The sequence below is a fragment of the Roseococcus suduntuyensis genome, assembly GCF_014196305.1.
Lineage (GTDB): Bacteria > Pseudomonadota > Alphaproteobacteria > Acetobacterales > Acetobacteraceae > Roseococcus > Roseococcus suduntuyensis.
Map to the genome: position 1 here is coordinate 535,703 of NZ_JACIDJ010000002.1, position 19,132 is coordinate 554,834.

The following is a 19,132-nucleotide window of genomic DNA, read 5'->3' on the forward strand; positions in this document are numbered from 1 at the left end:
CCGCGCCGCTTTGCGGCGACGCAGCAATCCGCCTATTGTCCGGACATGCCCCTCCCCGCCCCCACCCCCCGCAAGCTCGAACACCTGCGCGACATCTCGCTGCGCGGCTACCTGCGGGAGGATGGGCTGGTGGACGTGGAGGCGCACCTCACCGACACCAAGACCTACGGCTTCCCCTCCGAGCACCGCGGCCAGGTGAACCCCGGCGACCCCATCCATGGCATGTGGATCCGCCTGACGGTGAACGAGGACATGGTCATCACCGCCTGCGAGGCCGCCTCCGACCACACGCCCTTCGCCGTCTGCCCCGGCGCCACGGCCAATTTCGCGCGGCTGGCGGGCCTGTCCATCGGCCCCGGCTTCAACCGCGCCGTGAATGAGCGCGTGGGCGGCGTCGAGGGCTGCACCCATCTGCGGGAATTGCTGGCGCAGATGGCCACCGTCGCCTTCCAGACCATGTGGCCCATCCGCAGCCGCCGCATGGCCGCCCAGCGCGCGGCCGAGGCGCAGGGCGCGCCGCGCAAGCGCCCCATGCTGCTCGGCACCTGCCATGCCTATGCGCCGTCCAGCCCGGTCGTCCGGAAGAAATGGCCGGAATGGAGCGACCAGCCGCCCGAACCCGCCAAGGCCGAATAGCGCCTGATCCGAGGAGGCGGGATCGCCGAAGCGGTGAATCAGTCGCGCGATAGCGCCTGATCCGCGGAGGCGGAATCGCCGGCGCGGTGAATCAGTCGCTCAGCAAGGCTAACCCACTTCCTCGGGCGCGCGCAGCGTCAGCGCCAGTGCGTGCAGCCCATTGGCGAATTCCGCCGCCAGCGCGGCATGCACGGCGCGCGAACGGTTCACCCGCGACATGCCCGTGAAGCTCGGGCACACCAGCAGCACGCTGTAATGCGTCTCGCCCTCCGGCCGCGCGCCGGCATGGCCGGCATGCATGTGGCTGTCGTCCACCACCTCGAGGCGAAGCGGCTGGAATTGCGCTTCAAGCGCGGTGCGGATGCGGGTGGCGCGATGGGACATGCGATCGAAACTTGCCCAACGCCGCGATGTTGCCAAGCCCGCACCCCGAACCCATAACCGCCCGATGGCCCGGCGCACGAGCTTCCAGCCCCAGACCGACCCGAAGGCCCCGCCCCGTGGCTGCGCCGCGCCCGGCTGCGCCGAGGCCGGTGAATTCCGTGCGCCCAAGGACCGCCGCCTCAGCGAATATCTCTGGTTTTGCCTGGAGCATGTGCGCGAATACAACAAGGGCTGGGATTTCTACCGCGGCATGGGTCCCAACGACATCGAGCACGCCATCCGCTCCGACACCGGCTGGCAGCGTCCCACCTGGCCGCTGGGCCGCCTCGGCGCGCGGCTGGACCCCGAGCGCGTGGCGGACCCGCTGGGCATCCTGCGCGACACCGCCCTGCACGAGAAGCGCCGCGTCGAACCCAGGCGCGAGGCCCCGCCCGAGTTGCGCGCCGCGCTCGGCTTGCTGGAACTCTCCTGGCCACTCGAAGCCGCCACGCTGAAGGCGCGCTACAAGGAACTGGCCAAGCGCTACCACCCCGACGCCAATGGCGGCGACCGCAGCGCGGAGGAGCGGCTGAAGGACATCAACCGCGCCTATTCCCTGCTGCGCCGCCGCGTGGGCACCCAGGCCGAGCCCGCGGCCGCGGCGGGCTGATGGCGGGTTTCGCCCGCCGGCCCCTGCTGGCCGCCGCGCTGCTGCCGGGCTGCGCCAGCCTGCACCAGCCGCAGGTGACCTCCTGCGCGCTCGATCCGGGCGGGCTGCCGGCCTGGGTGGTCGCCATCTCCTGGCACAGCGACCTGGTCCTGCCGATGGACGCGCTGCAAGGCCCCGTGCTGGGCGCGGTGGCGTCCCGCCTGCCCGGCGCGCACACGGTCATGTTCGGCTTCGGCAAGCGCAGCTTCATCACCTCGCCCGAGCCCTCGCTGGCGGAATGGCTGCGCGGCCCCCTGCCCGGCCCGGCCGCCCTTCAGGTGACGCCGCTGCGCGCGCGCCCTGAACAGGCGGTGCCGGGGCGCAAGGTGGCGGCGCTGCCCATTGCGCCCGCCGCCCGCGCGCGGCTGGCCGCCTTCCTGGCCGATGCCTTCGCGGGCGAGGCGCCCATTCCCATCCGAGTGGACGCCTTGCCGCGAAACTTCTTCTTCGAAGCGCGCGAGACCTATACGCTGGAAAACAACTGCAATGCCTGGACGGCGCGGGCGCTGGCCAGCGCGGGCCTGCCCTTCAGCCCCACGGGCGTGACCTGGCCCGATGCGGTGATGCGCCAGGCACGCGCGCTGGAACGGGCTTGCGCCCGCGCGCCGCGTCACCATGCCTTGCTAGAGCGGGATGCGTAGAGGTGGAATCACCGAAAACGCTGAATCCCGCTCTCATCGATGGCTGGAGCAGGCGGCGTGAACGCATGTGAACGCAGTATACTCTAGCCATCGCCCCGGGGTGACGCCCGGGAACGACTGCCCTAACATCCCGAAACTCTCCCTTGCAGCGAAGCGGAAGCGTGATGAACCAAGTGGCCCCGATCGGTGAAGTGCGCCCGACCAGCGCGATCAACATGCCGGATGTGACGGTGAACGCGCGCGAGGTCTTCGGCCTCGATATCGACATGGAAGTGCCGGCCTTCTCCGTCCGCACCGAACACGTGCCGGAGCCCGACCCCGCCTACCGCTTCGACCGCGAGACGACGCTCGCCATCCTCGCCGGCTTCGCGCACAACCGCCGCGTGATGATCCAGGGCTACCACGGCACGGGCAAGTCTACCCATGTCGAGCAGGTGGCCGCGCGCCTCAACTGGCCCTGCATCCGCGTGAACCTGGACAGCCACATCAGCCGAATTGATCTCATCGGCAAGGACGCCATCGTCCTGAAGGATGGCAAGCAGATCACGGAGTTCCGCGAGGGCATCCTCCCCTGGGCACTCCAGCACCCCTGCGCGCTGGTGTTCGACGAGTATGACGCGGGTCGTCCGGACGTGATGTTCGTGATCCAGCGCGTGCTGGAGGTCGAGGGCAAGCTGACCCTGCTCGACCAGAACCGCGTGATCCGCCCGCACCCGATGTTCCGGCTGTTCGCCACCGCCAACACGGTGGGCCTGGGCGACACGACCGGCCTCTATCACGGCACGCAGCAGATCAACCAGGGCCAGATGGACCGCTGGAACATCGTGGCGACCCTGAACTACCTGCCGCACGCGCAGGAGACCGAGATCGTCATGGCCAAGATCGGCACCACCGACCCCAAGATGAAGAAGCAGGTCGAGGCCATGGTGGCGCTGGCCGACCTGACGCGCGCCGGCTTCATCGCGGGCGACATCAGCACCGTCATGTCGCCGCGCACGGTCATCACCTGGGCGGACAACGCGCGCATCTTCGGCGATGTGGGCTTCGCCTTCCGCCTGACCTTCCTCAACAAGTGCGACGAGGCCGAGCGTTCGACGGTGGCGGAATACTACCAGCGCTGCTTCAACGAGGAGATCTCGACCGGCCTCTACAAGAAGGCGGGCTGAGGCGAGGGTGGGGCGCCGGGCGGCACAGGCCATTCCACGCAGCGCCCGGCAGCGGCTGGGGCCGCGTCGGCGCGCGCCCAAGGCGCAGGCCGCCACGGCCCAGCCCCGCCCCGTCCAGACCCCCGCGCAGGAGCGCGCCGCCACCTTCACCCGCTGGATGGTGGCGGGCGCGCTGGCCGGCCTCATCCTCTCGCTGACCCAGTCCTACGACAGCTGGGCGGGCGCGGGCGTCACTTCCAATCTCGTCCAGGCATCCTTTGTGCAAGCATTGGGCGCCTCGATCGCCACCGGCCTGCTCGCGCGCGGCGCGTGCTGGATCTGGCTCGCAAGGCAGGCATGACATGAGCAAACAGGACCTCACGCGGCAGGAAGAGTTCAAGCGGGCCACCGCCGGCGCCGTGCGCGCCATCGCCCAGCAGACGGAAGTCCAGGTCGCCTTCCAGCCCGGCCCCGCCGGCGTCTCGGGCAAGCGCGCCCGCCTGCCGCTGCCCACCCGCTCCCTTCCCCCCGCCGAGATGGCCAAGCTGCGCGGCGCGGCCGATGCCGTGGCCCTCAAGCTGCGCCACCACGACGAGGCGACCCACGCCGCCCGCGCCCCCGCCCGCAAGGAGGCGCGCGAGGTCTTCGACGCGCTGGAGGATGTGCGCGTGCAGGCCGTGGGCAGCCGCCACATGGCCGGTGTCGCCGCCAACCTCCGCGCGCGCCTCTCGGAGGAGTGCGAGGCGGAGGGCTATGACCGCATGACCCGCAAGGACCAGTTGCCGCTGCATTCGGCCCTGGCCCTGATGGCGCGCGAACGCATCTCGGGCGAGGCCGTGCCGCCCGCGGCCCAGCGCGTGCTGGACATGTGGCGCGACAGCCTGGACGACAAAGCCAGCGCCGCGATGGACGAGCTCTGCACGGCCACCGACGACCAGGAGGGCTTCGCCCGCGCCGCGCGCAAGCTGCTCGCCGCCATGGACCTGGCCGAGGCGGAGCTGGAATCGGAATCCAGCGACGACCAGGAAGGCGACGAGGGCGCCGAGGAAGCCAGCCAGCAGGACCAGTCCTCGGCCGGCGAGGCGCAGTCGCAGGACCAGGAATCCATGCAGGGCGCCGAGCCCGAGACCATGGAGGGCGACGCCGCCGACGAGGAGGCGCAGGAATCCGAGGAGGAAGGCGCCGCCGCCGAGGGCGACGAGAAGCCCGGCGGCCCCCAGGCCCGCCGCGAGGTTCCCGTCACCGACGATGCCAGCCGCTACCGCGCCTTCTCCACCCAGTTCGACGAGGTGGTGGAGGCCGATGACCTCTGCGACCCCGACGAGCTGACGCGCCTGCGCCAGCAGCTCGACCAGCAGCTGCAGCATCTGCAAGGCGTCGTCTCCAAGCTTGCCAACCGCCTGCAGCGCCGCCTGATGGCGCAGCAGCAGCGCGCCTGGGACTTTGACCTGGAGGAAGGCATCCTGGACGTGGCGCGGCTCGCGCGCGTGGTGGCCAACCCCACCCTCTCGCTCTCCTACAAGCGGGAGCGCGACGCGGATTTCCGCGACACGGTGGTCACGCTGCTGATCGACAATTCCGGCTCCATGCGCGGCCGGCCCATCACGGTCGCGGCCATGTGCGCCGACATCCTGGCGCGCACGCTGGAACGATGCGCGGTCAAGACCGAGATCCTGGGCTTCACCACCCGCGCCTGGAAGGGCGGCCAATCGCGCGAGCGCTGGGTGCAGGAGGGCAAGCCGCGCAACCCCGGCCGCCTGAACGACCTGCGGCACATCGTCTACAAGGCCGCCGACGCGCCCTGGCGCCGTTCGCGCCGCGCCATCGGCCTCATGCTGCGCGAGGGGCTGCTGAAGGAGAACATTGATGGCGAGGCGCTGGACTGGGCCTACAAGCGCCTGCTGACCCGCAGCGAGCATCGCCGCATCCTGATGGTGATCAGCGACGGCGCGCCGGTGGATGACAGCACCCTCTCGGTGAACCCGGGCAACTACCTGGAACGCCATCTGCGCGACGTGATCAAGACCATCGAGACGCGCAACCAGGTGGAGCTGATCGCCATCGGCATCGGCCACGACGTGACGCGCTACTACCGCCGCGCCGTGACGATCGTGGACGCCGAGGAGCTCGGCGGCACCATGATGAAGAAGCTGGCCGAACTCTTTGACGAGGACGCCGCCGAGGCATGGCAACGGGCCGCCTCCGAACGCGCGCCGGCGGTCATCTGATGCAGCGCGCCCCGGCGGTGATCTGACACCAAGGCGCGCCTTCCTCGCCCTCCCCCTCGCCCTGCCCGCCTGCGCGGCGCAGGGCGACCCGCTGCCGCGCGCCGGCGCCTTCCCACTGCCCGAGCCTGCGACACCCGGCCTGCGCCCTCTGGGCGGGCTGGTGCTGGACACCAGCGCCTGGCGCTTCGGCGGGTTTTCCGGCTTGCACATGACGTCCGACCTCACCCTGACCGCCGTCAGCGACCGCGGCCGCTGGTGGCGGGCGCGGCTGGAGCTGGACGCGGCGGGCGCGCCACGCAGCATCTCCGGCGTGCGGCACGGCCCGCTGCGCGATGCCACCGGCGCGCCCCTGCGGGGCATCACCCATGGCGATGCCGAAGCGCTGACCCGCCTGCCCGATGGCGACTGGCTGGTGGGCTTCGAGCGCCGCCACCGCATTCAGCGCCACCGCCAACTGGAAGGGCCTGGCGCACCCTTCCCCACCCCGCCGGGCCTGACGGACGCGCCCTCCAATGGGGGGTTGGAGGGGCTGACCCTGCTGGCCGATGGCCGGCTGCTGGCCCTGGCCGAACAGTTGCGCGGCACCGCCCCCGGCACCACCCGCGCGTGGCTCGGCACCATCGAGGGCCGCCGCGTGGCCTGGACCCCGCGCGACTATGCCCCGGCCACCCCCATGGTGCCGACCGGCGCGGCCGGCCTGCCCGATGGCGGTGCGCTGGTGGTCGAACGGGATTTTTCGCTGTTCAGTGGCTTCCGGTGCCGGCTGGCGCATCTGCCGCCCCAGGCCTTTGCGGGCCACGCCCCGCTGCGCGGTGAGACGCTGCTGCGCCTGCCCGGCGACGGCCCGGCCGACAATTGGGAAGGCGTGGCCGTGGCCCGTCGCGCCGGGCGCACCCTGGTCGCCCTCATCTCCGACGACAATGAACGCGCCGCCCAGCGCAGCATGATCCTGCTTTACGAGATGCCCTGAGGGGAGATGCCCTGAGGGGAGATGGCCTGAGGGGAGATGGCCTGAGGGGCGCGCGTCAGTTCACCACCACCCGGTTCGCGGGCAGGGAGAGGAAGGCACGCGCCCCCACGCCGGGTGCGGCCTCCATCACCAGTTCCCCGCCATGGGCGCGCAGCAGGGCACGGGCGAGCGAAAGGCCCAGCACCAGGCCGCGCGTGCGCGGCTCCTCACCGCAATGCAAGGTGGGCGAGAGATCATCCACGGCGAGGCCCAGCCCCTCATCCTCCACCACGATGGTGACGCCCTGGGGGGTCTGCACGGCGCGGATGTCAATGAAATCGCCCTCGCCCGTCGCGCGGGCGGCGCGGCAGAGCACCTGCACCAGCGCGCCCCGCAGCGCCCGGGCATCGGCCCGCACCACGAGCGATTCGAGCAGGGGGTCCAGGCGCCAATGGCGCAGCCCGGGGCCGAGTTGGCGCTGCGCGGCTTCCACCGAATCGGCCAGGACGGGGCCCAGGGCGAAGCGCTCATCGCGCAGGGCGCGCGCGGCGCTGACCACGCCATGCGCCTCCACCACCGCATCGGCGAGGGAGAGGATGCGCCGCGCCTCGGCCTCGAAGCCGGCCCCCGCCTCGCCGCCCAGCACCTGGGCGCGGCCGAGCAGGCCCAGGCCCAGCCCGTGCACCTCCCGCGCCATGAGGTCGAGGGCGCGGCCGCCGCGGGTGGCGCGTGCCTCCGCGGCGGTCAGGCGCGCCATCAGCTGGCGCTGCCGGAAGAGGGACACCACGACCAGGCCCGCCGCGAGGACCAGGAAGGAGAGGCAGAAGAGGATGGAACCGCTCGACATGACGCGGAAGATAACTTGCGAGGGTTAACAAACCCTGGACCGTCTCACTCCGCGAGACTCGGCGAAAACGAAAACGCGCCGGCCCTTGCGGGCACGGCGCGTTTCCCGGGGCTTGCGCCCGTCCGTGCTGTCAGGCCGCGGCCTTCTTCGCCTGGGCGCGCTCGACGCGGCGCTTCAGGGTGATGGCCTCGGCCGGCAGGCGACGGTCCGGCGTGGTGAGCAGGAAGGCGTCGAGGCCGCCATTGTGCTCGATGGTGCGGATGCCGTGCGTCGTCAGGCGGATCTGGATGGAGGTGCCCAGCACGTCCGACCAGAAGGACTGGTGCTGCAGGTTGGGCAGGAAGCGCCGGCGCGTCTTGTTGTTCGCGTGGCTGACGTTGTTGCCAGACTGAACCGTCTTGCCGGTGATGCCGCAGCGGCGAGCCATGATCGTGATCCCAAACGAAAAGCGCGCACGGCGTGCCGCGCGCGGTGTCAATGCGTGGGGTTGTTTGCGTCAGCCGGCGCGCGAAGTCAAGCGCGCGCGGCCGATTCCAACCCCCCCTGGTCCTCCCCCTGGTCCACCCCTTTGGGAGGTCAGCGCGGCAGGGTGGGAAGCTGGCGCAGCTCCCCCGCCTCCACGCTCGCCAGCGCCTGGCGCAGCACGCCCGCGATGGAGCGGTCATCCATGCTGCGCGAGAGCAGCCCCAGCGCCCCGCCCAACAGGGCCGAGGCCGCCGAGACCGGGGCGATGTTCTGCTCCAGCATGTATTCGATCGCCTTGTCCACGACCGAGCCCGCGTGGCTCAGATCCTCGGGCGTCTGTTGCTCCATGCTCATTCTTTCCCGGTTACATACGCTGGCCCCGACATGGGGCAGGCGGTGCCGCGACGGAAGGGGGCAAAGCTTACGGCTGCTTCATGTATGGACAACTGATTCACCGCGCCTGCGCGGATCAGGCGCCGGGGCGATGCTCGCCCTGCTGCCTTGCGCTGAGCCCCTCGCCAAACCGTGCCTCGGCCTCCGCCCGCGCCGCCGCCTCGGCCGCCGCCACCGCATCGGCCTGACGCTGCCACATCTGCGCGTAGAGCCCGCCCTCCGCGATCAGCGCCGCATGGGTGCCACGCTCCGCGATGCGCCCATCCTGCAGCACGATGATCTCGTCCGCCTCCACCACCGTGGAAAGCCGGTGCGCGATGACCAGCGTGGTGCGCCCCGTCGCCACCTGCCGCAGCGCGGACTGGATCTCCTGTTCCGTCGCGGTGTCGAGCGCGCTGGTCGCCTCGTCCAGGATCAGCACGCGGGGGTTCTTCAGGATGGTGCGCGCGATGGCGACGCGCTGCTTCTCGCCACCCGAGAGCTTGAGGCCCCGCTCGCCCACCCGCGTCCTGTAGCCATCGGGCAGTTTCATCACGAAGTCATGCACCTGGGCGAGCTTCGCGGCCTCGATGATCTCGGCCTCGCTCGCCCCCGGCCGCCCATAGCCGATGTTGTAGGCGATGGTGTCGTTGAACAGCACCGTGTCCTGCGGCACCACGCCGATGGCGTGGCGCAGGCTGTCCTGCGTCACGCCGCGCACATCCTGCCCATCCACCAGCACACGGCCGCCGGTGGCATCGTAGAAGCGGAACAGCAGGCGCGAGATGGTGGACTTCCCCGCCCCCGTGGGCCCGACGATGGCCAGCATGCGCCCCGGCGGCACCTCGAAGCTGACGCCCTTCAGGATCTCCCGGTCGGGGCGGTAGTGGAAGCGGACGTCGTCGAAGACCACGCGCCCCTCCGGCACGCTCAGCTCGGGGGCTCCGGGCGCGTCCTCGACCTCGCGCGGGACATCGAGCAGGGAAAACATCTGCTCCATGTCCGTCAGCCCCTGGCGGATTTCGCGATAGGCGAAGCCCAGGATGTTCAGCGGCAGATAGAGCTGGATGAGGTAGGTATTCACCATCACGAAGTCGCCCACGCTCATCGTGCCATTGCCGATGCCGCCGCCGGCCAGCAGCATCACCACCGTCAGCCCCGCCGACATGATCAGCGCCTGGCCGGCATTGAGCATGTTCAGGGTGGTCTCGCTGCGGGTGTAGGCCACCTCGTAGCGCTTCAGGCTTTCGTCGTAGCGCGCGGCCTCGTGGCGTTCGTTGTTGAAGTACTTCACCGTCTCGTAGTTCAGCAGGCTGTCGATGGCCTTGGTGTTGGCCTCCTCGTCCATCGCGTTCATCGCGCGACGGAAGCGCAGCCGCCAATTGGTGAAGATCAGCGTGAAGGCGATGTAGCCGACGATGGTGACGATGACCGTCAACGCGAAGCTGACGTCGAACATCCACCACAGGATGCCCGCCACCAGGAAGATTTCCACGATGGTCGGGATGATGTTGAACAGCAGGAAGTTCAGCGCGATGGCGATGCCGCGCGTGCCGCGCTCGATCACGCGCGACAGTCCACCCGTGGCGCGGTCCATGTGGAAGCGCATGGACAGCGCGTGCATGTGGCGGAACACCCGCAGCGCCACCCAGCGCGCGGCGCGCGCCTGCACCTTGGCGAAGACGGCGTTGCGAAGCTCCGCCAGCCCCGCGCTCACCACCCGCAGCAGCCCGTAGCCCAGGATGAGCGCGATGGGGATGGCGAGCATGGCCCCCACCCCCTCGCGCGGGGCCAGCGCGTCCACCGCGCGGGCATAGGCGATGGGCACCAGCACGCCCGCGGCCTTGGCGAGGATGAGGCAGATCACCGCCACCACCACCCGGACCTTCATCTCCGTCTCGCCGCGTGGCCAGAGATAGGGGAGGATGGAGATCAGGGCGCTGCGGTGGTTTCCGGGGGGCTTCGGTTGCATCGCAGCCACATGGCGCGGAACGCGCAGGTTGGAAAGCGCGGGCCCGGTGTTAGATGGATGACATGTCCTCCACGCTGATGCGCCACATCCTGGCCTGCAACAACACGCCCTCCCCCGCGCACCTGCTGCCCTTCCGCTTCGGGGGGCCGCAGGTGGGCTGGGTGTCGAAGGAGCTGGCCCAGGCGCTGACCTTCCTGCCGCAGAGCTTCCATTTCGACGGGGACGGGGTCGCCATGGCCGGGCGGCTGCGCAGCGCCGGCGCGCGCTCCGACGCGCTGGCCGCCGCCTGCCGCGACCTGGCGCGCCAGGGCTATCTCCGCATCCGGGGCGAGAATTTCGACATCCGCACGGGCTTCGAGGGGCCGGTGCTGGGCACGCTGGACCGGGGCGCCATCCCCGCCTTCGGCGTCATCGGCCATGGGGTTCACCTCAATGGCCTGGTGCGGCGCGCCGATGGGCTGCATGTCTGGGTGGGGGTGCGGGCGCGCGACAAGGCGGTGGCCCCGGGGCAGCTCGACAACCTGGTGGGCGGCGGGGTGCCCGCGGGACTGACGCCGGCCGAGACGCTGGTGAAGGAGGCGGCCGAGGAGGCCTCCATCCCACCCGAATTGGTGGCGCAGGCCCGCCACGCCGGCCGCGTCTCCTACATCCTGACGCTGCCCGAGGGCCTCCGGCGCGACGTGCTGCACATCTATGACCTGGACCTGCCCGAGGGTTTCACCCCCACGCCGCATGACGACGAGGTGGAGCGCTTCGAGCTCTGGCCCGCCACCCGCCTGCTGGAGGCGGTGCGCGAGACGGACAGCGTGAAGTTCAACGTGAACCTGGTGCTGATCCATCTCTTTCTGCGCGAGGGCCTGCTGCCGGAGGCAGAAGCCGCGAACCTGGCGCCGCTGCTCGACCAGGGGGCGTGACGGCTGCTTGCACGGGGGGTCCCAGGTTCGGCATAGTTTCCCGCAGAAGTTGTGGAGATGCTCATGCCTCGCCTCGCCCTCGGCTTGCTGAAGGTCAGCAAGCACAACTTCCCCGCCGACCCTGCGGGGCGCATGGACGAGTTCGCCCTGACCGTCTCCCAGGCCGATACGTTGCTGCGCGCGAAGTTCGGCGGCGCGCCGGACCTGCGGATGCTGGTGGCCCCGGAGTATTTCTGGTCTGGCTACGGGGTCATCGGCCGGACTGTGCCCGTCCTCGGCCCCATCGCCATGGACCGCGACGACAAGCACCGCATCTATGGCGGACTGAAGAAGATCTCAAAGCGCGCGGGCTCGCTCGTGCTGGTCGCGGGCTCCATCTTCTACCACAAGCCCGGTCAGACCCGCGCGCTCGCTTACAATGTCTGCCCCGTGCTGCGGCGCGGGAGCTTCCTGCTGAAGCAGTACAAGGAGTTCGACGACGGTGCGGCGGGCAAGAATGCCGGCCGCTTCGGCTATGACGTCAAGGACAGCGACCCCTTCTTCGAGGTGGACGGCGTGGGCGTAGGGCTTGAGATCTGCGGTGAGCACGGGCGGCTGGCGACCTGGAACGCCAATGCGAACCGCACGGTGGACTTGCAGATCCTCATCTCGGACGGCAGCCGCTTCCTGCCCGCGAACATGGTGGTGCGCAACGGCGGCTTCGCCATTCACACCGACATGAACGGCAACAGCGTCAGCGCGGGCGTCTATCCCGCCGGCGGCCCCTACACCACCGCGCATGCCCTGCCGCCAGACGGCATCTCGGGCGCACAGGTGAACGGCGGCATGGTGATGACCTATTCACTGACCATCTGAGCGCATGAACAAGGAGTAGGCTCCGCCCAAGAGACAGAGTGAGAGCCGTGCCATCGGCCAAGGCCGCCTGCACGACATCCGCCTTGGGCGGCATCCCGCTACCTGCACCTTTCCAGCTCGTCCTTGAACGATGCCATGCCGTGAATTCCTTCGCCCAACCAGGCGAAGAAACGCCCAGGCCTTCGCCTGGCTGGAAGCGAGCGGCGTCAGAGCCCCCGCGTGCCGATATCCCGCCGGCAGAATCCGCCCGGCCAATCCACCACATCCACCGCCGCATAGGCTGAACCGCGGGCTTCGCGCAGGCTGGCCCCCACCGCCGCCACCCCCAGCACGCGCCCGCCGGCGGCGACCAGCGCGCCATCCTCCCGCCGGGCCGTGCCGGCGTGGAAGATGGTCACATCCGGCACCTGCGCCGCCGCCTCCAGCGCGCGGATCTCGCTGCCCGTGACGGGGGCCACCGGATAACCCTCGGCGGCCATGACCACCACGATGGAGGACAGCCCCTCCCACCGCAGGTCGAAATGGGCAAGCTCGCCCTGGGTCGCGGCCAGCAGGGCGGGCAGCAGGTCGCTCTTCAGGCGCAGCATCAGCGCCTGGCATTCGGGGTCGCCGAAGCGGGTGTTGAATTCCAGCAGCTTCGGCCCCGCCTCCGTCAGCATCAGCCCGGCGAAGAGCACCCCCCGGAAGGGCGCGCCACGCCGCGCCATCTCGGCCAGCACGGGGCGGATGCAGGTGGCCATCACCTCCTCCTGCAGCGCGGGCGTGAAGGCGGGCGGGGGCGAATAGGCGCCCATGCCGCCGGTGTTGGGCCCCGTATCGCCGTCATGGGCGCGCTTGTGGTCCTGCGCGGCGCCGAAGGGGATGGCGGTGGTGCCATCGCACAAGGCGAAGAAGCTGATCTCCTCGCCCACCAGGCATTCCTCGATGACCACGCGCGCGCCGGCCGCGCCATGGATGCCCGCCTCCATCATGTCGGTGACGGCCTCCAGCGCCTCCGCCTCCGTCATGGCGACCACCACGCCCTTGCCGGCGGCCAGCCCATCGGCCTTCACCACGATGGGGGCGCCGCGCGAGGCGATATGGGCGCGCGCGGCATCGGCCTCGGTGAAGACGGCGTAGTGTGCGGTGGGGGCGCCGGCGGCCACCGCCACCTCCTTGAAGAAGGCCTTGCTGCCCTCGAGTCGCGCCGCGGCCGCACTCGGCCCGAAGCAGGGAATGCCCGCCGCCGCGCAGGCATCGGCGAGGCCCAGCGTCAATGGCGCCTCCGGGCCAACCACCACCAGGTCCGCGCGTTCAGACTTCGCAAACCCCACCAGGGCTTCGATGTCGGTGGCGCCTACGCCCACGCATTCCGCCACCTCCGCGATGCCCGGGTTGCCCGGCGCGCACCACAGCTTGCTCAACAGGGGCGATGCCGCGATGGCCCAGCACAGCGCATGTTCCCGCCCGCCGCCACCCACCACGAGAACCCGCATCACCCTGCCTCCGCAAAACCTGAAACGATCCGTATAAGGCCCCGATGGACGGAACCATCTCCAACATCCCGGAATACGGTGTCGGCGAATTGGCGGGCGCCATCAAGCGCACCCTGGAAGGGAGTTTCGCGCGCGTGCGCGTGCGCGGCGAACTCACCGAGGTGAAGCCCTACCCATCCGGCCACATCTACCTCTCGCTCAAGGACCAGGACGCCAAGATCGAGAGCGTGGTGTGGAAGAGCGCCGTGCGGAACCTCGGCCTCAAGCCAGAGAACGGCGTGGAGGTGATCGCGACCGGCCGCCTCTCCACCTATGCGGACCGTTCCAAATACCAGCTCATCATCGACAAGCTGGAATATGCCGGCGAGGGCGCGCTGCTGGCGCGCATCGAACGCCTGCGCGTGGCCCTGCTCAAGCAAGGCCTGTTCGAGCGCAAGCGGCCCCTGCCCCTGCTGCCCCGCGTCATCGGCGTGGTGACGAGCGAGCGCGGCGCCGTCATCCAGGACATCCGCACCACGCTCGCCCGCCGCTTCCCGCGCCATGTCATCCTGTGGCCCGTGGCCGTGCAGGGCGAGGGTGCCGCCGCGCAGATCGCGGCCGCCATCAATGGGTTCTCGGCCCTGCCCGAGGGTGGCGCCATCCCGCGCCCCGACGTCATCATCGTGGCGCGCGGCGGCGGTTCCCTCGAAGACCTCATGGCCTTCAACGAGGAGGAGGTGGTCCGCGCCGCCGCCACCTGCACCATCCCCCTCATCAGCGCCGTGGGGCATGAGACCGACACCACGCTGATAGATTTCGCCTCGGACCGGCGCGCGCCCACGCCGACCGCGGCGGCGGAACTGGCCGTGCCCTCCCGCGTCGAGATCGCGGCCGACATCGCGCAGAAATCCGCGCGGCTGGACCAGGCCGTGCAGGCCAGGCTGCGCGCCGCCCACCTGAACCTGACCCGCGCCGAGCGCTTCCTGCCCGATGCGCCCGCCCTGCTGGCCCAGGCCCGCCAGCGCCTGGACGACCGCGGCGAAAGGCTCACGGGCGCCCTGCCCGCTTTGGTGCAGGTGAAGCGCGGGCAATTGGTGCGCGCCGAGGCGGGGCTGCGCCACCCGCGCGAAATCCTGGCGGCCGCCCGCGCCGGCCTCGCTTCCCTGGCCCAGCGCGCCGATGCCGCCTGGGCGCGCGCGCAGCAGCGCCGCTCGGCCGCGCCGGCGCTGAGCCGCCTTTCCTCCGCCCCCGTCGCCGGGCTGATCCGCGAACGCGCGGCGCAACTGGCCGGGCTGTCGGCGCGGCTGGAGGCCGTCAGCTACCACGCCGTCCTGGCGCGGGGCTTTGCCCTGGTGCAGGACGCCAAGGGGGCCGCCGTGACCAGCGCCGCCACGGTTCGGCCGGGCCAAAAGCTGCGGCTCACCTTCCGGGATGGGCAGGTGGAGGCCCAATCCGCCCGCACGCCCAGCGCCGAGGACAAGCAAGGGACGCTGCTATGATCGCCCGCCGCCTCGCCCTCGCCCTGCCCGCGCTCGTTTTGGCCCGGCCGGCCGCCGCCTTCACCTTGCAAGGCCGCGCCGAACAGGGCGGTCTGCTGCGCGGCGAAGGGGCCATGGGCCGCAGCGTCACCCTCGACGGGCGCGCCGTGCGCGTCTCGCCCGAGGGCCGCTTCGCCCTGGGCTTCGGCCGCGACCACGGCCCGCGCGCCACGCTGCGCGTGGGTCAGGAAACGCGCGTGCTGGAGGTCGCCCCGCGCGACTGGCGCATCCAGCACATCACCGGCCTGCCGCCCGCCCAGGTGACGCCCGATGCCGAGGCGCTGCGCCGCATCGGCGCGGAGCGCACGCGCCTCGCCCAGGCGCGCGCCACCGACACGCCCCGCACGGATTTCACGGGCGACCTGGCCTGGCCGGCGCGCGGGCGCATCAGCGGCGTGTTCGGCAGCCAGCGCGTGCTGAACGGCCAGCCCCGCGCGCCGCATTATGGGTTGGACATCGCGGAGCCTACCGGCACGCCCATCGCCGCCACCCTGCCCGGCCGCGTGACCTTGGCCGCGGATTTCTTCTTCTTCGGCAAGCTGGTGGTGCTGGACCATGGCCACGGGGTCCACAGCCTCTACGCCCACCTGAACGACATCCATGTGGCCGAGGGCGCCGAGGTGAACCAAGGCGCCCGCATCGCCGACATGGGCGCCACGGGCCGCGTCACCGGCCCGCATCTCCATTTCAGCCTGGGCTGGTATGCGACCTGGCTGGATCCGGAACCGCTGCTGCCGGGATGACCCCCGGCCGCGGGCGCCAGAACACCACGGCCGCCAGTGGCAGGAACCAGGCGATGCGCGCCTGGTAGCGCGGATGCGGCCCCGACAGCGCGCCCACCGCCAGCGCATTGCCCGTCATTCCCACCAGCAGCGCCAGCAGCAGCCCCAGCGCCCGCGCATCCCGCGCCGCATGGGCCCGTGCCCAGCCGAGCAGCGCGAAGGGCGCGGCCAGGATCAGCACCAGGGGGAAGACCCGCGCCACGGCCAGGGCCCAGGCGTTCAGCTCGTCGCGCTGCTGCAGGGCGGACTGGAAGCGGGCCTCCTCGGCGGCCGGAAAGCCGTTGCGCAGATGCGGGATGACGCCATAGCCCACATCCCGCCGGCGCGTGGTGTCGCCGAGCCCGGAGCGCGTCATCTGCGTCAGGAAATTGCCCAGCCCCAGCATCACCACCGTGCCGGGCTCGCGCCGCAGCGTCTCCATCACGATCTCACGCGCCTCGGGCGCGATCTCCCGCCCGCCGAGGAAGATGGCAGTGCCGTCGGGGCGGCGGTTCATCGCGCTGGTCTGGTTCCAGAGGAACTCATCCGCGTCATCCGGCAATCGCCCCACGAAGGCGCAGAGATACCAGCCGCGCTCCGGGCAGAGTGCGGCGATGGTGCGCTGCGCCGGCCCGTCCGCGATCATCCGCGCCAGCAGGAAGGTGCTGCCATAGGGCGAGATGGAGAGGCGCCCATGCCCCACCACATTCGTCACCAGCAGCAGGGCAATGGCGCCCACCAGCGGCACCGCCGCCCGCATCACCACGCCCCAGCCCGCCCGCAGCAGCAGGGCCAGCACCAGCACCGCGAAGATCACGGGCAGGTTCGAGAGATGCGAGGCGACGGCGATGGGCGTCAGCACCAGCAGCCAGGCGCGCTCCGCCCGGCTCAGCGCCGGCCAGCCCCAGGCCAGCAGCGCCGTCCCCAGGATGGCGACCGGCGTCAGCACATCGGGCATGACGATGGAGACAGACCAGGGCAGCGCCGTCAGCGCCGCCAATGCCAGGCACAGCGCCACATGCCGCCGGGGCGAGCCCCAGCCCACCACGCGCCCCAGCAGCCAGACCATGTGCGAGACGATGAGGGCATGCGCGATGATGGTGAACCACAGCGACACATGCTGGTGGAACACCCAGGCGAAGGGCCCGTAGATCCAGGGCTTGTCCCAGATCATCAGCGGCACGACGGTCTGGGAGATGAAGGCCCCCGTGTCGCTGAAGATGACGGGATAGCCGTTCAGCACCGCGGGCCAGAGCAACAGCAGCGCCCCGCCCAGTATGGCGACCAGCGCCGCCGCCCTCTTGACGGGAGGGGGCGCGGGGATGGGCTTCGGCGGGGCTACCAACGCGCGGCCGCCGCGTCATCCTCGGCGCGGGCCTCGACCCAGCGCGGCGCGCCCTCGCGCGGTTCCTCGCGCTTCCAGAAGGGCGCGCGGGTCTTGAGCCAGTCCATGAGGAAGGCGCAGGCCTCCAGCGCCGCGGCCCGGTGGGCGCTGGCGGCCAGCACCAGCACGATGGGCTCGCCGGGCGTGAGGCGCCCCACGCGATGGATGATGGTGCAGCCGGTCAGCGGCCAGCGCTCCATGGCCTGCTCCGCGATGCGCGTCAGCGCGCGTTCGGTCATGGCCGGGTAGTGTTCCAGCACCATGGCCGCCAGGCCGTCATCGGCGCGGCAGAGCCCCGTGAAGCTGGCCAGCGCGCCGATGTCGTGGCGCGATTCGGTGAGGCGCGCCATCTCGGCCGCCACGTCGAAGGGGGCTTCCTGGACCAGGACACGAGGCACCGGCTCAGCCCCCCGTGACGGGCGGGAAGAAGGCCACCTCATCGCCGGGCTTCACCGGGTCATCGGGGGTCGCGAAGTCGAGGTTGACCGCGCAGCGCACCCCCTTGCCGGCGGCGAAGGCCTCGGCATGGGCGGGGCTGCGCGCGGCCATGTGCGCGATGAGGTCGCGGACGGTGACGACACCCGCGGGGGGCGTGATCTCCTCCTCGGCCACGCCGAGTTTTTCGCGCAGCCAGGCGAAATACAGGATCTTCATGCCGCTCAGCGGGGCGCGGGCACGAGTCGGGGCGGCGAGCCGGGCTCGATGATGGTGACGGTCCCGCCATCGCGAATCGCCACGCCCGAGCCGCGCGGCGAGAGCGTGCCCTGCACCCGGTCATTGCCGCCGGTGGTCACGGCCGCGCCATCGGGCGTGTTGATGATGCGCCCATCGGCGCGGGGCGCGATGCGCTGCATGGGCGGCTGGCGGGGCGCCTCGGGGAAGGTGGCACGCGGCAGGCCGCGCAGGGCGGCGTCAGGGTCGGCCATGGTGGCGCGCTGGCCTTCCTGCTCCGGCCAGACATTGCCGGGTTCGACCGTCAGAATGCTGGGCTCGGCCACCGGTGCGCGGCGGATACGCTGGATGGTCATGCTGTCCGTCGGAAACTCCACCCCGCCGGCCGAGAAGGAGGGCGACATGCCCGGCACGCGCATCCCGCCCGCGCCGCCACAGGCCGAGAGCAGCAGCCCGGCCAGGGCGAGGGCGGCGAAATTTCCACCGGGGATCACAGGCTTGGCCACGTCCAGCACCTTTCCTATCGCGGCGCGTCCCGCGCCGGGTCCTATCGCGGCGCGCGAAGCGCCGGGGCCTGTCGCGGCGCGCAGGGCGCCGGGCAGGGATTGTTCGGTCATCGGCGGTCGGCCTCGGGGGCCGCGCCGGGGGGGCGGGCGGCGTGGCGCAGCCCGGCCACCCAGTAGTCCCACCCTGTCATGAGGGTGAGCGCGGCCGCCGTCCAGAGCATGGCCTCGCCGATGATGGAGATGGGCAGGAAGCCGAGGCCGATCACCGCCGCCCCCGTATCGCCGGCCAGCAGCACGCCGAGCGCGCCCATCTGGAAACCGGTTTTCCACTTGGCGAGCTTCGTCACCGGCAGCCCCACCTTCAGCCCCGCCAGATACTCGCGCAGGCCCGAGACCAGGATCTCGCGCAGGAGGATGACGATGGCGGGCAGCAGGCCGAATTCGCCCAGGCGGTCGAAGCCGGCCAGCAGCATCAGCGCGGCGCCCACCAGCAGCTTGTCCGCGATGGGGTCCAGCATGCGGCCGAAGTCGGAGGTGATCTGCCGGTCGCGCGCGATCTTGCCGTCGAAATAATCGGTGATGCCGGCGACGGCAAAGACCGCGCAGGCCGCCATGTCCGCCCAGGGCGCCTGGATGGCAACCAGGAGCACCATCACCGGAATGGCGAGGATGCGGGAGATGGTGAGCAGGTTGGGAAGATCGGTGGGCACGGGGGTTATGT

Annotated in this window: 22 protein-coding genes; 11 read left to right on the forward strand and 11 right to left on the reverse strand. The window is 71.0% G+C overall.

The features are described from left to right. Positions 1-45 precede the first annotated feature (45 nt). Positions 46-636 carry a DUF2889 domain-containing protein gene (locus tag GGQ83_RS09015; protein WP_184383437.1) on the forward strand — a complete coding sequence of 197 codons (591 nt, stop codon included), beginning with the start codon at positions 46-48 and terminating at the stop codon, positions 634-636. Positions 637-744: 108 nt separating this feature from the next. Here the strand turns inward: GGQ83_RS09015 and GGQ83_RS09020 are convergent, their stop codons facing one another. Beyond that, entirely contained in the window at positions 745-1,020 is a 276-nt protein-coding gene (locus tag GGQ83_RS09020) for a BolA family protein (protein ID WP_184383438.1), read from the reverse strand. Positions 1,021-1,084: 64 nt separating this feature from the next. Between GGQ83_RS09020 and GGQ83_RS09025 the strand changes: the two genes are divergently transcribed. From GGQ83_RS09025 to GGQ83_RS09050, 6 genes are all read left to right on the forward strand, one after another. Continuing rightward, on the forward strand, positions 1,085-1,669 hold the full coding sequence (locus GGQ83_RS09025; RefSeq protein ID WP_184383439.1) for a J domain-containing protein: 585 nt from the start codon (positions 1,085-1,087) through the stop codon (positions 1,667-1,669). After that, positions 1,669-2,349 (forward strand): DUF2459 domain-containing protein, encoded by a 681-nt coding sequence (locus GGQ83_RS09030; RefSeq protein WP_184383440.1) that lies wholly within the window; start codon positions 1,669-1,671, stop codon positions 2,347-2,349. The genes GGQ83_RS09025 and GGQ83_RS09030 overlap by 1 nt, the downstream gene beginning before the upstream one ends. Positions 2,350-2,513: 164 nt before the next feature. Beyond that, positions 2,514-3,515: a cobaltochelatase subunit CobS gene (cobS, locus tag GGQ83_RS09035; RefSeq protein WP_184383441.1), complete on the forward strand. Its 1,002-nt coding sequence runs from the start codon at positions 2,514-2,516 to the stop codon at positions 3,513-3,515. A 157-nt stretch (positions 3,516-3,672) separates the two neighbouring features. After that, a complete protein-coding gene (locus tag GGQ83_RS09040; protein ID WP_184383442.1) occupies positions 3,673-3,855 on the forward strand; it encodes a hypothetical protein in 183 nt (60 codons plus the stop codon). A 1-nt stretch (position 3,856) separates the two neighbouring features. Further along, positions 3,857-5,722, forward strand: a complete 1,866-nt coding sequence (gene cobT / locus GGQ83_RS09045; RefSeq protein ID WP_184383443.1) for a cobaltochelatase subunit CobT — start codon at positions 3,857-3,859, stop codon at positions 5,720-5,722. Positions 5,723-5,882: 160 nt separating this feature from the next. After that, positions 5,883-6,692, forward strand: a complete 810-nt coding sequence (locus GGQ83_RS09050) for an esterase-like activity of phytase family protein (protein WP_184383444.1) — start codon at positions 5,883-5,885, stop codon at positions 6,690-6,692. Between the two features lie 55 nt (positions 6,693-6,747). Here the strand turns inward: GGQ83_RS09050 and GGQ83_RS09055 are convergent, their stop codons facing one another. From GGQ83_RS09055 to GGQ83_RS09070, 4 genes are all read right to left on the reverse strand, one after another. Further along, positions 6,748-7,518: a sensor histidine kinase gene (locus GGQ83_RS09055; protein WP_184383445.1), complete on the reverse strand. Its 771-nt coding sequence runs from the start codon at positions 7,516-7,518 to the stop codon at positions 6,748-6,750. Positions 7,519-7,648: 130 nt separating this feature from the next. After that, a complete protein-coding gene (rpmB, locus tag GGQ83_RS09060; RefSeq protein WP_184383446.1) occupies positions 7,649-7,945 on the reverse strand; it encodes a 50S ribosomal protein L28 in 297 nt (98 codons plus the stop codon). Positions 7,946-8,094: 149 nt separating this feature from the next. Continuing rightward, positions 8,095-8,337 carry a hypothetical protein gene (locus GGQ83_RS09065; RefSeq protein WP_184383447.1) on the reverse strand — a complete coding sequence of 81 codons (243 nt, stop codon included), beginning with the start codon at positions 8,335-8,337 and terminating at the stop codon, positions 8,095-8,097. Positions 8,338-8,452: 115 nt separating this feature from the next. Beyond that, positions 8,453-10,327 carry an ABCB family ABC transporter ATP-binding protein/permease gene (locus GGQ83_RS09070; RefSeq protein WP_184383448.1) on the reverse strand — a complete coding sequence of 625 codons (1,875 nt, stop codon included), beginning with the start codon at positions 10,325-10,327 and terminating at the stop codon, positions 8,453-8,455. A 62-nt stretch (positions 10,328-10,389) separates the two neighbouring features. Between GGQ83_RS09070 and GGQ83_RS09075 the strand changes: the two genes are divergently transcribed. Both GGQ83_RS09075 and GGQ83_RS09080 read left to right on the forward strand, forming a co-directional pair. Further along, a complete protein-coding gene (locus GGQ83_RS09075) occupies positions 10,390-11,241 on the forward strand; it encodes an NUDIX hydrolase (protein WP_184383449.1) in 852 nt (283 codons plus the stop codon). A 63-nt stretch (positions 11,242-11,304) separates the two neighbouring features. Then, a complete protein-coding gene (locus GGQ83_RS09080) occupies positions 11,305-12,096 on the forward strand; it encodes a carbon-nitrogen hydrolase family protein (RefSeq protein WP_184383450.1) in 792 nt (263 codons plus the stop codon). A 206-nt stretch (positions 12,097-12,302) separates the two neighbouring features. On the opposite strand, the gene purD is transcribed toward GGQ83_RS09080, so the two are convergent. Next, positions 12,303-13,571: a phosphoribosylamine--glycine ligase gene (gene purD, locus GGQ83_RS09085; RefSeq protein WP_184383451.1), complete on the reverse strand. Its 1,269-nt coding sequence runs from the start codon at positions 13,569-13,571 to the stop codon at positions 12,303-12,305. Positions 13,572-13,615: 44 nt separating this feature from the next. Between purD and xseA the strand changes: the two genes are divergently transcribed. Beyond that, complete coding sequence (gene xseA / locus GGQ83_RS09090; protein WP_184383452.1) at positions 13,616-15,049, forward strand: exodeoxyribonuclease VII large subunit; 1,434 nt, start codon at positions 13,616-13,618, stop codon at positions 15,047-15,049. Then, positions 15,046-15,831 (forward strand): M23 family metallopeptidase, encoded by a 786-nt coding sequence (locus tag GGQ83_RS09095; RefSeq protein ID WP_184383453.1) that lies wholly within the window; start codon positions 15,046-15,048, stop codon positions 15,829-15,831. The genes xseA and GGQ83_RS09095 overlap by 4 nt, the downstream gene beginning before the upstream one ends. On the opposite strand, the gene GGQ83_RS09100 is transcribed toward GGQ83_RS09095, so the two are convergent. From GGQ83_RS09100 to pgsA, 5 genes are read right to left on the reverse strand one after another with little or no spacing between them, the layout of a single operon-like run. Next, positions 15,776-17,194, reverse strand: coding sequence for a hypothetical protein (locus tag GGQ83_RS09100; protein ID WP_184383454.1), 1,419 nt, complete (start codon positions 17,192-17,194; stop codon positions 15,776-15,778). The genes GGQ83_RS09095 and GGQ83_RS09100 overlap by 56 nt on opposite strands. Continuing rightward, entirely contained in the window at positions 17,188-17,673 is a 486-nt protein-coding gene (locus GGQ83_RS09105) for a molybdenum cofactor biosynthesis protein MoaE (RefSeq protein ID WP_184383455.1), read from the reverse strand. Before GGQ83_RS09105 ends, GGQ83_RS09100 begins: the two co-directional genes overlap by 7 nt. Continuing rightward, positions 17,636-17,887, reverse strand: a complete 252-nt coding sequence (gene moaD, locus GGQ83_RS09110) for a molybdopterin converting factor subunit 1 (RefSeq protein WP_184383456.1) — start codon at positions 17,885-17,887, stop codon at positions 17,636-17,638. The genes GGQ83_RS09105 and moaD overlap by 38 nt, the downstream gene beginning before the upstream one ends. A 5-nt stretch (positions 17,888-17,892) precedes the next feature. After that, positions 17,893-18,522 (reverse strand): hypothetical protein, encoded by a 630-nt coding sequence (locus GGQ83_RS09115; RefSeq protein WP_184383457.1) that lies wholly within the window; start codon positions 18,520-18,522, stop codon positions 17,893-17,895. After that, positions 18,519-19,121, reverse strand: a complete 603-nt coding sequence (gene pgsA / locus GGQ83_RS09120; protein WP_184383458.1) for a CDP-diacylglycerol--glycerol-3-phosphate 3-phosphatidyltransferase — start codon at positions 19,119-19,121, stop codon at positions 18,519-18,521. The genes GGQ83_RS09115 and pgsA overlap by 4 nt, the downstream gene beginning before the upstream one ends. Positions 19,122-19,132 lie beyond the last annotated feature (11 nt).

Excerpts from the sequence above, each read along its gene's own strand:
- GGQ83_RS09015 (WP_184383437.1), top strand. The coding sequence starts at position 46 with ATGCCCCTCCCCGCCCCCACCCCCCGCAAGCTCGAACACCTGCGCGAC.
- GGQ83_RS09020 (WP_184383438.1), bottom strand. The coding sequence starts at position 1,020 with ATGTCCCATCGCGCCACCCGCATCCGCACCGCGCTTGAAGCGCAATTC.
- GGQ83_RS09025 (WP_184383439.1), top strand. The coding sequence starts at position 1,085 with ATGGCCCGGCGCACGAGCTTCCAGCCCCAGACCGACCCGAAGGCCCCG.
- GGQ83_RS09030 (WP_184383440.1), top strand. The coding sequence starts at position 1,669 with ATGGCGGGTTTCGCCCGCCGGCCCCTGCTGGCCGCCGCGCTGCTGCCG.
- cobS (WP_184383441.1), top strand. The coding sequence starts at position 2,514 with ATGAACCAAGTGGCCCCGATCGGTGAAGTGCGCCCGACCAGCGCGATC.
- GGQ83_RS09040 (WP_184383442.1), top strand. The coding sequence starts at position 3,673 with ATGGTGGCGGGCGCGCTGGCCGGCCTCATCCTCTCGCTGACCCAGTCC.
- cobT (WP_184383443.1), top strand. The coding sequence starts at position 3,857 with ATGAGCAAACAGGACCTCACGCGGCAGGAAGAGTTCAAGCGGGCCACC.
- GGQ83_RS09055 (WP_184383445.1), bottom strand. The coding sequence starts at position 7,518 with ATGTCGAGCGGTTCCATCCTCTTCTGCCTCTCCTTCCTGGTCCTCGCG.
- rpmB (WP_184383446.1), bottom strand. The coding sequence starts at position 7,945 with ATGGCTCGCCGCTGCGGCATCACCGGCAAGACGGTTCAGTCTGGCAAC.
- GGQ83_RS09065 (WP_184383447.1), bottom strand. The coding sequence starts at position 8,337 with ATGAGCATGGAGCAACAGACGCCCGAGGATCTGAGCCACGCGGGCTCG.
- GGQ83_RS09070 (WP_184383448.1), bottom strand. The coding sequence starts at position 10,327 with ATGCAACCGAAGCCCCCCGGAAACCACCGCAGCGCCCTGATCTCCATC.
- GGQ83_RS09075 (WP_184383449.1), top strand. The coding sequence starts at position 10,390 with ATGTCCTCCACGCTGATGCGCCACATCCTGGCCTGCAACAACACGCCC.
- GGQ83_RS09080 (WP_184383450.1), top strand. The coding sequence starts at position 11,305 with ATGCCTCGCCTCGCCCTCGGCTTGCTGAAGGTCAGCAAGCACAACTTC.
- purD (WP_184383451.1), bottom strand. The coding sequence starts at position 13,571 with ATGCGGGTTCTCGTGGTGGGTGGCGGCGGGCGGGAACATGCGCTGTGC.
- xseA (WP_184383452.1), top strand. The coding sequence starts at position 13,616 with ATGGACGGAACCATCTCCAACATCCCGGAATACGGTGTCGGCGAATTG.
- GGQ83_RS09095 (WP_184383453.1), top strand. The coding sequence starts at position 15,046 with ATGATCGCCCGCCGCCTCGCCCTCGCCCTGCCCGCGCTCGTTTTGGCC.
- GGQ83_RS09105 (WP_184383455.1), bottom strand. The coding sequence starts at position 17,673 with ATGAGGTGGCCTTCTTCCCGCCCGTCACGGGGGGCTGAGCCGGTGCCT.
- moaD (WP_184383456.1), bottom strand. The coding sequence starts at position 17,887 with ATGAAGATCCTGTATTTCGCCTGGCTGCGCGAAAAACTCGGCGTGGCC.
- GGQ83_RS09115 (WP_184383457.1), bottom strand. The coding sequence starts at position 18,522 with ATGACCGAACAATCCCTGCCCGGCGCCCTGCGCGCCGCGACAGGCCCC.